Here is a 14496-nt window from a genome sequence, read left to right on the forward strand (position 1 = left end):
GTGGTCCGGTTGGACCTTGTGCAGCTATATCAGACAGGGGTACAGAAAGTGTCCCATTACTATCCGTGATTTCTAAGTTAGCCCCATTAACTCTAAACGATAAGTTAATTTCATTTCTAGGGTCACTATCAGCATCATTTATTAAAGAAGAGAGATCAACTTGTCCACCGTTCTGTAGTTGTAATATGTTAGTGGTGGAATTAAAACTTAATTGTTGGTTGTCAGTTCCTGTTCCTCCAGAACTACATAAACTGATCCAGTTTGTTCCATTGTATTGGTATATACAACGATCATCAGTATTGTAGACCAGAGCTCCTTGTAAAGGAGTAATGGCATTCATTTGTGCCGTATTAATTCGGGTTAAAACAAATACTTTATCTGAACTTTCTAATTCTAGAAGTGAATTTACATCAATAACATCTGGGTTATTACCAATTTTAATTTGGGAATAGCCTAGAGTACCAACGATTAATAATACTAGGGTAATTATTCTCTTCATACTCGGGGGTTATGAATTAATTCAATTTTAGTGCTAACAGAATCATTTTTAGGGCTTAGGGTAATGATTCCTGTGCGTTAATTTATATTACTAAGATAAATATTTTAATGAATTATCGTTAAAAAGTTATATCTATTCTTTTAATTGAGCTTTTTTATCGATGAAATGTATTTTCGTAATAAAAACATTTCATGAATAAAATTTTTAGGTGTTTTATATGGAATTTTATTGATCTCATGATTTTGAGTTGAGATATAAAATAATGATTTCCAATGTGTTCTAATTGCTTTTAAAGCCTTGAAATAGGAATAGTTTTTAGAATCATAGATATGAGTAGGTTCGGCTATAATTCCATTGATTTCTAATACTTTAAAATCTTTACCATTTTCTAAATCATCAAAGGAATTGTATTTTAAATCAACTCTTCCATAATACCAACCTCCAATTGATTTACTTAAATTATCAAACGTTTGTTCTAATTTTTTAGAAATTAAGTGATTTCCATTAATAAATTGAGTTCCTTTTGAATGATTACCGACAACACTTAATTTAATTTTTTCATTTAGATTGGGGATATTTTCTAAATTGCTACCATGAATTTTTTCAAATAAATCAATATACAATTGTGCTCTTTCGTCTTTAATAATAAGTTCTCTTAGAGACGATTTACCATTTCCTACAACCGATATAAATTTTTTTAATGTAACTGAACTTATATATCCTTTAGCTTCATTAGGTTTTCTATGATAAAAAATACCACATTCGTTTTCATGCTCTAGAAATTCTTGAACAATAATATCAATGGGGTAGTTTTTTAAATATTTTTTGAGTTGGTCAAGAGAGTTGATTTTTTCTACTAATAATCCTCTGAAACCAATATCTGGTTTGGCTATTAATGGAAAAGAAATTTGATTTGATTGTATTTCTTCAATAATTTTTTCAAAATTGGTGTTTGGTTTTACTAATACAGATTTTGGACGGTATTTTTCAGGAACTAATTGTATGGTAAGGAATTTACTTTCAGTACCATTACCTGAACTCTTAATAGCAGGGTTAGCTGCACTAAAAAAAGCGGGGTGTTTAGCCTTAATTGCAAGATAAAAGGCATAGGGAAGGTTAGGAATATAAAACATTGAAGATGGCCAATATTCCCAATTTACTATTTTTTCTATGTTGATTTTACTAATCAAATTTTTTTGTCAAATAAGGTGTTTAAAAGAGATTTAAATGTTTTAAAACCAAAATATACCGTAAATGAAGTTAAAAATAACCCAATAATTAATACTATATAACTAATAATTATTTCTGGCATTTTAGTGAAAGTTCTCTGTGCTCTAAATCCTAAACTTAAAACTATAGGAGAAGTCATTAATAATAGTAATAATATTAGAAACTTCTTTATAGTTTTTTCAGCTGATGTATTGTTATCCATTTTTACTATACATTTTGATAGCATTTCTTACATTGCCATGAGTTTTCAATAAGTTTTTGGCAGTTGTTATGTCTATGTTTAGTTCAGAAACTAACATTTTTTCACCTCTTTCTACTAATTTTTTGTTGGATAGTTGCATGTCTACCATTTTGTTTCCTTTTACCTTTCCTAATTGAATCATGGTAGCAGTAGAAATCATATTTAATACTAGTTTTTGAGCAGTACCTGCTTTCATTCTTGAACTTCCAGTTACAAACTCAGGACCAACAACTACAGTTATAGGGTAACTAGCTGTAAGCGCCAAAGGACTATCTTGATTACATGTAATACAACCAGTTACAATACTATTTTCATTACATTTTCTTAAAGTACTTACTACATAAGGGGTAGTACCCGAAGCAGCTATTCCAATAACAACATCATTCTCATTTATGTTATGCTCTAAAAGATCTTTCCAACCTTGTTCTTGAGAATCTTCAGCAAATTCAACTGCTTTTCTAATGGCAGTATCTCCACCAGCTATTAATCCTATAACTAAATCGTGAGGAACGCCAAATGTTGGTGGACATTCTGAAGCGTCTACGATACCTAATCTACCACTTGTTCCTGCCCCAATATAGAATAAACGACCACCTTTTTTTAGTTGCTTAGTCGTAATTTCTACTAGCTTTTCAATTTGAGGAATTGCTTTTTGAACAGCATTAGGAACGGTTTTATCCTCTTGATTTATATTGTTTAATAACTCAAGAACCTCCATTTTCTCTAAATCATTGTAATGAGATTCTTGTTCTGTAGTTTTTAAAAAGTTCATATATCAAAGTTACAATTTATTCTTATTTGTAATAGTGACTTAAAAAAGAAGTTTGTGTCAAAAAACTAACATCAAATAAAATAATCAATTATGGAAACATTTACACAATCATTATCAAATTTTTACAATTCAGTAGCTTCAGGATTTGGAGACTGGGGATTAAAGCTATTAGGAGCTATAGCAGCTTTAATTTTAGGGTTATGGATTATAAGAATGATTATAAAAGCAATATCTAGATTGTTTGAAAGCAAACATGTAGATGAAACTTTACGTCCTTTTTTAATTACATTAATTGGATTTTCATTAAAAGCATTATTATTGATATCTATTGCAGGTATAGTTGGAATACCAACAGCATCTTTTGCAGCAGTAATTGCAGCAGCAGCTTTTGCGATAGGTAGCGCATTTAATGGTTCTTTAGGTCATTTAGCTTCTGGTGTAATGTTATTGATTTTTAGACCATTTAAAGTTGGAGATTTAATTAAAACTAACGGAGCATTTGGATTTGTTAAGGAGATATCAGTCTTTGTAACAGTAATAGAAACTTTTCAAAATGAAACGGAAATTATTCCAAATTCATCAATCACTTCAAGTAAGATTACAAATTTAACAGCAATAGGAAACTTAAGAGTTGATATGCCGTTTGCTATTAGATATGGATCGGATATTACTAAAGCAAAACAAATTGTATTAGGAGTATTGAAGAATGATCCGAATGTTTTGAGTGGAGAAGGGAAGGAGCCTAGAGTAGCCGTTAATAACTTAGGAGAAAATAGTGTTGAATTATTGGCGTTGCCTTATGTGGATTGTAATGATTATTGGGATGTCTACTGGGATACTCGTCAGAAAATAGTAGAAGCTTTAGGTGAAGGGGGATATGAAGCTCCATTACCTCAAAGAATAGTTACTATGACAAAGTAACCTTAAATCTTTGTATTTATAAAAAACAGATTAAAACGTAATGCTTTAATCTGTTTTTTTATGTGTTAATCAGTAGGAAAATCTTGACAAGATTTTCAAAAAAGTGTGATTTTACTATTGAATTGTATAATTTGTTCTTGCAAATTGACTTAAACGGAAATAACCTAAGACTTCTTCACTAGGATCATTAACGTTAACGCAATTTCCTTTTAATTGCGCAGGAGTAGTTTGAAATGGCCCACCACCGCCTTGAGTTCCAGATTGCTGAATCAATTGTTCAATGTAAAAGTAGAATTCTTCTGAAATTCCAAATACTTTAATATCGATTTCAGTTCCAGGAACATTTTTCTCATCAAAGTGTAAAACAAAAGCTTCATTACCATTAACAAATTCATCTCTTACCGAAGCTAGAGAAGGAACAGCTAAATTTTCTTGAATAAATTCTCCTAAATAATAGTTTACTTCATCTTCAGGATCATCAAAAAGTACACGAACTCTAAATTCATCTTCATTAAAACCATCTTCTTGGGTAACACTATTAATTTCTGTAAAGCCAACTAATGTCTCCGAAGCAATATATGTTTCTCCGTTATACACAATATTTAGGTTATAGACAGCCCCAATTTCAGGAATAAAATTGGTGGTTAGATATTCTCCATTATTTTGATCAGTAAAAATAAACTGAGCACCATCATTTTCTTTTGTAACAGTAACAGTTGCGCCTGTTACAGGAATATTAGGATTACTATCAAAAAAGGCAGTAGAAGTACTTAATTTAATAGTTTGTTCGTTTCCAGGAGTTCCTTTTTCCCAATCAATAGAGGCTTCAACGACTAATCTTGCTCCTCCATTTGGAACATCAACATCAACAACATCAGTACAAGATGAAAAAATAGTACTGATTGTGATAAACAGGATATAAATTGATTTTTTCATGTTTTTAGAATTTAAAATTGTAAGTTATTGAAGGAGTAATTCCGAAAATTGAAGTACGTTCTGCTTCATTAGCTCCTGTTTGATTATTTACACCAAAACTAATTGATGCAGCATTTCTTCTTGAGTACAAGTTGTAAATACCAAATACCCATTCTGATTGCCATTTTCTATTTTTATTATTTCTTGGTGTTAACGTTGCAGAAATATCTAAACGATTGTAAGAAGGTAATCGATCAGCGTTTCTGGTAGAATAGGTAGGAATAGATAAACCATTATACTGAAATTGTCCGTTCGGATATGTTACAGGACGACCAGTTTGAAAAACAAAATTCGCATTGAAAGTCCATTTATCATTGTATTTATAGTTTCCAGTAACCGATACATCATGTGTTCTATCGAAAGGAGTATTATACCAATCGCCATTATTTAATCCTGGTCCACCAGCACGCCCTCCTAAAGTTCTTTGTTCAGATTTAGAAAGAGTATAAGCTATCCAACCCGTTAAATCTCCTTTATTTTTTCTCAATAAAAATTCTAATCCGTAAGCTCTAGAATTACCGTTTAAAATTTCTCTTTCTATAGTATTTTGGGCAATTAGTTCTGCACCGTTAATATAATCTACACGATTTTTTACAGTTTTGTAATAGCTTTCTATTTCAATGTTATACGTGTTGTTTTTTAAGTTTCTGAAATAACCAATAGCATATTGATCAGCAATTTGAGGCTTTAAAAACTCTCCACTTGGAGCCCATATGTCTAAAGGCGTAGCAGAAGTGGTATTAGATATTAAATGTAAATACTGAGCCATTCTGTTATAACTAGTTTTAATAGATGACTTCTCATTTAATTGATATGATAATGCAAAACGAGGTTCAAAATTACCAAAGCTAGCAATGCTTTCTTTGTTTCCATAACTTACTTGCCCAGTAGGTTCTGCACGTTCATAGATTCCAAAAGAAGAATTATAAACTACAGGCAAATTATTAGCATAAGTATTTAAGATTTGACTACCAAACCTGTTAAAATAACTGTAACGTAAACCATACATTGCTGTTAAGTTCTTGGAAATCTTATGTTCTAAACTGGTATAAATTCCAGTTTCTACAGCAAACTTTTGATCTAAAACATCTTCATTAATAGAAGATTCTGGAGTTAGCTTACGAATTTCGCCAGGATTAAATTTATAATAGATTCCGCTTACACCAAAATCAAATTTTAGCTTATCATTTAAATAGTAATCAAGATCATATTTTAAATTATAATTATCAATTCGAGATAACCAATCTAATCCTACAAATTCGAGTTGCAAGTCATAATTATATCTACTGTATATAGCAGATAAATTTGAAAATAACTTATCGCTTATAATATTATTCCATCTAAGGTTTGCTGAAAAATTTCCATAAGAATTAAAGAATGAATTTTCAAAAGATACATCGTCATTTCCAAAGTAAGTTGAGAAAAATAAACGATTTTTATCATTAAGTTTATAGCTCGTTTTGAAATTTAGATCATAAAAACCAACTCTATTTTCGTTATTTGCTAAAGCAAGAAAAATATTAGCATAAGAAGCACGACCTGCAATTAAGAATGATCCTTTATCTCCAAATAGAGGAGCTTCAGCTGTTAATCGACTTGATATTAATCCGATCCCTCCAGTGAGTTTAAACTCTTTATTGTTTCCATCTTTCTGACGAATATCTAACACTGATGAAGCACGACCCCCAAATTTTGCTGGAATTCCACCTTTATATAATTTTACATCTTTAATAGCGTCGTTATTAAAAACAGAAAAGAATCCAAATAGGTGAGAAGCGTTATAAATAATTGCTTCATCCAATAAAATTAAATTTTGGTCTTCAGCCCCACCACGAACATTAAAACCAGAAGCTCCCTCACCAGCATTTGTAACACCAGGAAGTAACTGAATTGATTTAATCACATCAACTTCACCTAATACAACAGGTATTTTTTTTATAGAAGCGGCAGATAATTTGTTAACACTCATTTGTGGTGTTCTAATGTTTAGTTTCTCTATATTAGTTTCAATAACTACTTCTTCTAAACTTTCACTTTCTTCGATCAGTTTGAAATCTTTTGTTGTATTTTTTGATAGTACAACTTCAGTTACTTGTGTTGTAAATCCTAAATAGCTTACTTGAACTTTATGCGTTCCTTCAGGAAGTGTAATGGAGTAAAAACCATATTCATTAGTATCTGTTCCAGCATTTAATTCAGGAATATAAATGGTAACACCAATAAGTGTTTCATTACTGTTTTTATCATATACAGTTCCACTTAATGTGTGTTTGTTTTGACCAAAAAAGTTAGTATAGGAGAATAATGTTAAGAGGAAAAAAAGTCTTAAATAGTAATTCATTATTAAGTTTTTATATAACAAAGCTACTATTTAACAATGGTATTGTTTTGTTTTAAAATCTTTAATTTTTGTTAAATAAAAAAAGAGCAAAAGTAAATCCATTGCTCTTTTTATATTTATATTAAAAATAAATTTTAGATACTAGTTAAGATAGTATTTAAAGTATCATTTGGCCTCATAAAACTATCTGCTAATTTATCATTAGGAACATAATAACCACCAATTTCGATAGCATTGCCTTGAATTTGATTTAATTCATCTACAATTTTGCTTTCATTTGTAGCCATAGTCTCAGCAACAGATGTAAATTCATCTTTTAAAGCTCCATTTTTTTCTTGACCAGCTAATTCTTGTGCCCAATACATAGCTAAATAAAAATGGCTTCCTCTGTTGTCTAATTCACCAGCTTTTCTTGAAGGTGACTTTTTATTATCTAATAGTTTTTCGATGGCATTATCTAAACATTCAGCTAATACTAAAGCTTTTTCATTATTGTTAGTCTCTCCTAAATGTTCTAAAGAAACTGCTAAGGCTAAAAACTCACCTAAAGAATCCCAACGTAAATGATTTTCACCAACAAATTGTTGTACGTGTTTAGGTGCAGATCCACCAGCTCCTGTTTCAAATAATCCACCACCATTCATTAATGGTACAATAGATAACATTTTAGCAGATGTTCCTAATTCAAGAATAGGGAATAAGTCAGTTAAATAATCACGTAATACATTACCCGTAACAGAGATTGTATCTTTACCTTCTTTTACTCTTTCTAAAGTATATTCTGTAGCTTCAGGAACTGATTTAATTAAGATTTCTAATCCTGTAGTATGATGTTCAGGTAAATATGTTTTTACTTTTTTGATTAATTCAGCATCATGTGCTCTATTTTCATCTAACCAAAAAACAGCAGGTGCTTGCATAGCTTTAGCACGAGTTACGGCTAATTTTACCCAATCTTTTACAGGTGCATCTTTAGTTTGACACATTCTCCAAATATCTCCAGCTTCAACAGTATGTTCTATTAAAGTATTTCCTTCACTATCAATAACGGTAACTTTTCCATCAGTAGCGATTTCAAAAGTTTTATCATGAGAACCGTATTCTTCAGCTTTTTTAGCCATTAAACCAACATTAGGAACGGTACCCATAGTAGTAGGATCAAAAGCTCCATGTTTTTTACAAAAATCAATTGTGCTTTGGTATAAGGCAGCATAAGAGCTATCCGGAATAGTTACTTTAGTATCTTGTAACTTTCCTTCTTTATTCCACATTTGTCCAGAAGTACGAATCATAGCTGGTACAGAAGCGTCTATGATAATATCAGAAGGAACATGTAAATTTGTAATTCCTTTGTCTGAATTCACCATAGCGATATCAGGATTATTAGCGTAAACGTTTTCGATATCTGCTAATATTTCAGTTTTTTTCTCTGCAGAAACTTCTTCTAAATTACTTAATAAGTTTCCAAATCCATTATTTACATCAACACCTATTTCTTCAAACACTTCTCCGTGTTTTTCAAATAGATCTTTAAAATATGTTCTAACTGCATGTCCAAAGATAATAGGATCAGAAACCTTCATCATGGTAGCTTTCATGTGTAATGAAAACAAAATCCCTTTATCTTTTGCATCTTTTACTTGCTCATCTAAGAAATCTAATAATGCTTTTTTGTTCATAACAGAAGCATCAATAACTTCACCAGCTAATAATTTAACGCTAGGTTTTAAAACTGTTTCATTTCCACTAGCATCCGTATGTACAATTTTTACATCTGTTGCATTAGGAACAGTAACTGATTTTTCATTATGAGCAAAATCACCACTACTCATAGTAGCTACATGTGTTTTAGAATCAGAACTCCATGCACCCATAGAGTGTGGATTTTTCTTAGCGTAGTTTTTTACCGCTTTAGGAGCACGACGATCAGAATTTCCTTCACGTAATACTGGGTTTACAGCTGATCCTTTTACTTTGTTATATAAAGCTAACACTTTTTTGTCTTCTTCAGTTTCAGCATCTTCAGGATAGTCTGGTAATGCATATCCTAAATCTTGTAATTCTTTTACAGCAGCTTTTAATTGAGGAACAGAAGCACTGATGTTTGGTAACTTGATAATGTTTGCTTCTGGCTTAGTAGCTAATTCTCCTAAGAAAGCTAAAGCATCTTCTACTTTTTGATCTTCTGTTAAGTATTCAGAGAAGTTTGCTAATATTCTTCCTGCAAGAGAAATATCTTTAGTAATAATCTCAATATTCGATGATTTCGTATATGCTTTTACGATAGGCAAAAACGAGCGAGTAGCCAGTGCTGGAGCCTCGTCTGTTTTTGTATACATAATTTTAGCAGTTGTGCTCATATATTATTCTAGTTATTTTATTTGAAGTGACGCAAATTTACATATTACAATTGGTTTTTCTAATGTTAATTTCTTATAAATAGAAAGTTAAACTCATACTATGTATTTGTTGCATATGAAACAAAAAAGCAGCACTTAAAAAAATGCTGCTTTTATATTGTAAAATGAAGAAGAGATTAGTTTCTTCTTTCTTTAATTCTTGCTTTCTTACCAGTAAGACCTCTAAAGTAGAAAATTCTAGCTCTACGTACTTTACCTTTCTTATTGATTTCAATTTTTTGAATTGATGGTAAATTGATTGGGAAGATACGCTCAACTCCTACAGTACCAGACATTTTTCTGATTGTAAATGTTTCAGAAGATCCGCTTCCTCTTTTTTGAATAACTACTCCTCTAAAGAACTGAGTACGTGTTTTGTTACCCTCTTTAATTTCGTAATAAACAGTTATAGTATCACCTGCTGCGAATTCTGGTAAGTCATTTTTTGTAACGAATTCGTCTTGAACAAATTTAATTAAGTCCATTTTGAAAATCTTAATATAGTTTTAGCAAAGCAACATTCACGATTTTCGTCAGAGGTTGTTTTTGCGAGTGCAAATTTATTACTTTTATTTTATAAATCAGGCATTTTAAGCTTTTTTTTAGTTTAAAATTTCAAATGAAATTATATAATAGTAGCTTTGTGGAGCCAAATATCTAAATATTTTGAAAAAACCGAACTTCTTATCTACATTTTTTTCGCTGTTTTCTTACAAAGATTCACCGTTAAAAAAAGGAACTTTATTATTATATGTTATTTTTATAATGTTGTCTATCATTTTGTTATCTCTTTATGATAAGAAACAACTTCACTTAGAATTGAATCAATATCATAATGGATTTTTTGATGCTTTTTTTAAGTATACAACGTTTCTTGGTGATGGAATTTTGTTTGGTGTATTTATAGTTTTATTTTTCTTTATCAAAAGGAGAATGGCATTAGTTTTTGCAATCTCAGGAGTATTAACATTATTGTTGACACATTTATTTAAGAAAATCATTTTTAGAGGTCTTCCTAGGCCGATAGAATTAATTGGCGCTGATCAATTGCATTTAATTGAAGGAGTAAAAATGGCACATTGGAATACTTTTCCGTCAGGTCATACTACTACAGCTTTTGCTATTTTCACAATTTTGATTTTATACAATTACAGAAATAGAATTCAATATTTATGGATACTATTAGCAATTATAGCAGGAGTTTCAAGAGTATATCTTTCACAGCACTTTTGGATTGATATTTTTGTAGGGTCAGTTTTAGGAATTCTTATAGCTTTTATTAGTATGAGCTTTTATAATGAAAGAAAATTATCCAATGAATAGGTATAAAAAAGCAACTTTATTACTTATACTTTTTAGTACTGTTTTACGACTTTTTTTAGGAGGGAGTTTAGAATTTGGTAATGATGAAGTGTATTATTGGCTCTATGCTAAATATCCAGATATTAGTCATTTTGATCATCCAGCTATGGTTGGTGTCTTTATTCAGTTTTTCACTGCAAACTTAGCGATTGATTCAGAATTAGCAATACGACTAGCAGCAATTATTCCTACTACTGTAACGATGTATATAGTTTATTTGATTGGAGCTAGGTTAAAAGATACCCGAACTGGTTTCATTGCTACTTTATTATACAATATTCATATCTATGGGTTTATTATAGCGGGAACGTTTATTCTACCTGATGCACCATTAGTTTTATTCTGGTTATTAAGTTTCTATTTATTTATTCAAGTGTTACCAGAAACGCCTGAAAAAAAGCTATATATGAAATTATTATTAGCCTTTTTCTTTGCAGGTTGTGCTGTATATTCTAAATATCAGGCAGTATATTTATTGTTTGGAGTAGGTTTATATGTGATCTTTTATAATAGAAAATGGTTAAAGAAACCTATGTTTTATTTAGGATTTATTTTTCCTTTATTAGCTGTAGGAGTTATTTTTTATTGGAATTATTTAAATGATTTTATCAGTTACAAATTTCATGGTAATCGAGTATCTTTTTTTAGTTTTAAGTTCAATAAAAATTCTTTTTTAAGAGAAATAGTAGGACAGTTTCTGTATAACAATCCATACATTGTAGTGATGTTAATTTTATTATTTGTTGCTGTAAGAAAAAGGAAATTCATACTAGAAAAAAATTATATACCTCTATTTGTTTTCTGTAGTTTACCTTTAATCTTTACTACCATTTACTTGTCTATTTCTAGAAATACTTTACCTCACTGGTCTGGAATTTCTTATTTAACATTATTACCATTATTAGCTGTATATCTTTCTAAAAGAGAAAAAATAACTAAGGGATTACTCATAGGAGTATCGGGATTTGCTATCTTATTATTGTTTGCTAGTTTTAGTATTAATACAGGACTATTCTTACCAGAGAATAGCTCAAATACAAAGGAACAATTGGGGAGAAAAGATGCATTAATGGATTTATACGGATGGAAGCAAGCTTCTAAAAAAATTACTAAAACATTAGAGGAAAAGAAATTGACGAGTTTACCTATAATTTCTAACCGTTGGTATCCTGCAGCTCATATCGATTATTATATTGCGAGACCTAATCAAATGAAAGTTTATGGAGTAGGAGGGTTGAATGACATTCATAAATATTATTGGATCAATAAAAATAATCCTGAGCTTGGAGATCAAGTTTTATATATCACGGATAGTAGAAATTTTAAGCATCCTAACGATTTATACGCTGAGAATTATACTTCTATTAAAGAGATAGAAGTTATACCTATTGAAAGAGGTAATAAGCTTGTGAAATATGTATTTTTATATCAGTTACAAAAGTGATTATTGTCTAAATTGTATCTGTACATAGAAATGGTAAAAGGAAAATTATTTTTAGATTATTCGTCTAATAAATCTGGTCTAATTTCTTTAGTACGTTCATAGGCTTTTTCAGAACGCCATTCTTCAATTTTAGGAAAATTACCTGATAATAAAATTTCGGGTACTTTCATACCTTCATACTCTGACGGACGTGTGTATACAGGTGGAGATAGTAAATTGTCTTGAAAAGAATCGGTTAAGGCAGAGGTTTCATCTCCTAAAACCCCAGGGATTAAACGAATCACAGCATCACATAAAACAGCAGCCGCCAATTCACCACCAGTTAATACATAATCCCCAATAGAAATTTCCTTTGTGATATATTTATCTCTTACGCGTTGGTCTACACCTTTATAATGTCCAGTAAGAATTATAATATTTTCTTTTAAAGAAAGATGATTTGCAGTAGCTTGATTTAAAGTTGGTGCATCTGGTGTCATATAAATGATTTCATCATAATCACGTTCCGTTAATAAACCTTCAATACATTCGGCAATAGGACCTATCATTAATACCATTCCAGCCCCACCACCAAATTGATAATCATCAACCTGGCGATAATTTCCAATGCCAAATTCTCTCAAATTATGAAAATGTACTTCAGCTAATCCTTTATCTATAGCTCTTTTCATCATAGAGTTTTGAAAAGGACTTTTAATTAAATCGGGTTCAACAGTAATAATATCTACGCGCATGTTGCAAAAGTAGGATTTTAAACAAGAAGTAGTCAACTAAGTTTGTTTATATTTATTGTTATTATGAAAACAATTTTAGATTACCTGTTCGATTTAGTTGAAAAAATCTTTTCTTATATGGGAAGATTTGCTGATACTTTTAAGTTTTTTTTCATAGGTGTATTTGCTATTTATTTTACGTTTTGGTCCCTTAAAGTAATTTTTACTTTACTGTTTAAGGTTTTTCAATAGTCACTTTTTTAAAAAATAAAACCTCCATATCTAAAGATATAGAGGTTGTAAATTATGTATATAAATAGTATTTAATATCCTTTAACTTCTCCCATACTTAGTTCTCCGTTTTTACCAAATCTATGCATTTTAGGTAATAAGGTTCCGCTTTCTGTAGTAATCCAATCTTCCCAAGTTGATGGAACACCTTCCATTTTCATACTTGGTACATACATTCTATAACTATTGGGGATGTAATTCTCATCTAAAATCCATAGGTAAGAATCACCCGGAGTTGTTCCTCCAGTAGTATATTTTACTAATAATGCTTCTTTGCTATCGATCTCTTTTATGCTACGGATAATACCTGGTTCGAAAAGTTTGTGTGGAGCTACTAACCAAAAACTATCATTATTGAAATAATCTTCAGCTTTTTTGATAATTGATTTATCTTTAGAATCTGATGGCTTTTCATTGAAGTAAATGGTACTTTTTTCTAAATCATTTGGATGTAAAACTACCTTAGTTGTATCCCAACTTACTTCAACAATGTGATCTTTTTTATTCCATTTATAAACTCTTCGTCCACCAAAACTCCACTCTAGAGTATTTGTTTTTTTATAAGCCTCATGATTAATAGCTGTTAAAATTTTATGTGCTAAACCGTCTGATTTTGGATTCACAGCTGTTGGATTTCCCATGCTAATATCATAATTAAGTATATCAAGCTTATGTTTAGTTGGAAGTTGAATTCCAGCCTCAGTCTCTTTCCAATCGCTCCAAGAAGCACCAATTCCTCCAATAGGAATAATTTTTGTCCACATTTTATAAGCTACAGGAAAAGCTTCATCATTTAAAATCCATAAATAAGAATCACCTGGAGTAGAACCACCAGAGGTGTATGTTACTAAAAGAGCGTCTTTATCATTGTGTTTTACAATTCTTCTTTCAACACCTTCGTCAAAAACTTTATGAGGTGCAATTAGCCAAAAACTATCGTTATTGAATAGAGCTTCAGCTTTTTTAATTAATTCAGGATTTTCTGTTTTGTTTCCATCGATAAATACTTCACTTAATGATGGAGATTTAGTGTTGAGAATTACTTTATTATTTCCCCAAGAAACTTCAACTTTATGTTCATGCTTAAACCATTTGTACGAATTTCTACCCGCAAAAGACCATGTTAAAACTTCTGCATTATCATAGGCTTCATGATGTAAAGCTGATAACATTTTTTGAGCTAAATCATCAGCTTCTTTACCTTGTTTTCCGCTAGGTAAAGCCTCATTATATCTTAAAAATAAAAATGCAAATACTCCAATAATTGCTAATAGGAGTATTCCTATCACTTTTAAAAATTTTTTCATG

General features: G+C 30.5%; 12 protein-coding genes and 1 pseudogene. 3 read left to right on the top strand and 10 right to left on the bottom strand.

Annotation, left to right across the window (positions count from 1 at the left end; genetic code table 11):
* The 4 genes and pseudogenes from BVC87_RS04845 to murQ form a co-directional block, all read right to left on the bottom strand.
* Positions 1-499 (bottom strand): annotated as a pseudogene (locus BVC87_RS04845) (hypothetical protein); the annotation flags it as partial.
* Positions 500-639: 140 nt separating this feature from the next.
* Positions 640-1689 carry an ATP-grasp domain-containing protein gene (locus tag BVC87_RS04850; RefSeq protein WP_075341232.1) on the bottom strand — a complete coding sequence of 350 codons (1050 nt, stop codon included), beginning with the start codon at positions 1687-1689 and terminating at the stop codon, positions 640-642.
* Positions 1686-1931: a DUF6095 family protein gene (locus BVC87_RS04855; protein ID WP_143569719.1), complete on the bottom strand. Its 246-nt coding sequence runs from the start codon at positions 1929-1931 to the stop codon at positions 1686-1688. Before BVC87_RS04855 ends, BVC87_RS04850 begins: the two co-directional genes overlap by 4 nt.
* Entirely contained in the window at positions 1924-2742 is an 819-nt protein-coding gene (gene murQ, locus BVC87_RS04860; protein ID WP_075341234.1) for an N-acetylmuramic acid 6-phosphate etherase, read from the bottom strand. Before murQ ends, BVC87_RS04855 begins: the two co-directional genes overlap by 8 nt.
* Positions 2743-2832: 90 nt before the next feature.
* Between murQ and BVC87_RS04865 the strand changes: the two genes are divergently transcribed.
* Positions 2833-3663, top strand: a complete 831-nt coding sequence (locus BVC87_RS04865; protein WP_075341235.1) for a mechanosensitive ion channel family protein — start codon at positions 2833-2835, stop codon at positions 3661-3663.
* Positions 3664-3777: 114 nt separating this feature from the next.
* Here the strand turns inward: BVC87_RS04865 and BVC87_RS04870 are convergent, their stop codons facing one another.
* The 4 genes from BVC87_RS04870 to rplS all read right to left on the bottom strand — a co-directional run bounded on the left by BVC87_RS04870 (position 3778) and on the right by rplS (position 9863).
* A complete protein-coding gene (locus BVC87_RS04870; protein WP_075341236.1) occupies positions 3778-4599 on the bottom strand; it encodes a DUF4249 domain-containing protein in 822 nt (273 codons plus the stop codon).
* A 4-nt stretch (positions 4600-4603) separates the two neighbouring features.
* On the bottom strand, positions 4604-6979 hold the full coding sequence (locus tag BVC87_RS04875; RefSeq protein ID WP_075341237.1) for a TonB-dependent receptor: 2376 nt from the start codon (positions 6977-6979) through the stop codon (positions 4604-4606).
* A 134-nt stretch (positions 6980-7113) separates the two neighbouring features.
* Positions 7114-9339 carry an NADP-dependent isocitrate dehydrogenase gene (locus BVC87_RS04880; protein ID WP_075341238.1) on the bottom strand — a complete coding sequence of 742 codons (2226 nt, stop codon included), beginning with the start codon at positions 9337-9339 and terminating at the stop codon, positions 7114-7116.
* Positions 9340-9515: 176 nt separating this feature from the next.
* Entirely contained in the window at positions 9516-9863 is a 348-nt protein-coding gene (gene rplS, locus BVC87_RS04885) for a 50S ribosomal protein L19 (RefSeq protein WP_075341239.1), read from the bottom strand.
* A 280-nt stretch (positions 9864-10143) separates the two neighbouring features.
* Between rplS and BVC87_RS04890 the strand changes: the two genes are divergently transcribed.
* Both BVC87_RS04890 and BVC87_RS04895 read left to right on the top strand, forming a co-directional pair.
* Positions 10144-10701 (top strand): phosphatase PAP2 family protein, encoded by a 558-nt coding sequence (locus BVC87_RS04890; protein WP_143569720.1) that lies wholly within the window; start codon positions 10144-10146, stop codon positions 10699-10701.
* Positions 10694-12184, top strand: coding sequence for an ArnT family glycosyltransferase (locus tag BVC87_RS04895; protein ID WP_159439319.1), 1491 nt, complete (start codon positions 10694-10696; stop codon positions 12182-12184). The genes BVC87_RS04890 and BVC87_RS04895 overlap by 8 nt, the downstream gene beginning before the upstream one ends.
* A gap of 56 nt (positions 12185-12240) precedes the next feature.
* Here BVC87_RS04895 and trmD read toward each other — a convergent pair whose 3' ends face one another.
* Entirely contained in the window at positions 12241-12918 is a 678-nt protein-coding gene (gene trmD, locus BVC87_RS04900) for a tRNA (guanosine(37)-N1)-methyltransferase TrmD (RefSeq protein WP_075341242.1), read from the bottom strand.
* 302 nt (positions 12919-13220) lie between these two features.
* Entirely contained in the window at positions 13221-14495 is a 1275-nt protein-coding gene (locus BVC87_RS04905) for a hypothetical protein (protein WP_075341243.1), read from the bottom strand.
* Position 14496: the final 1 nt, after the last annotated feature.

Source organism: Tenacibaculum agarivorans (assembly GCF_001936575.1).
Classification (GTDB): Bacteria; Bacteroidota; Bacteroidia; order Flavobacteriales; family Flavobacteriaceae; genus Polaribacter; species Polaribacter agarivorans.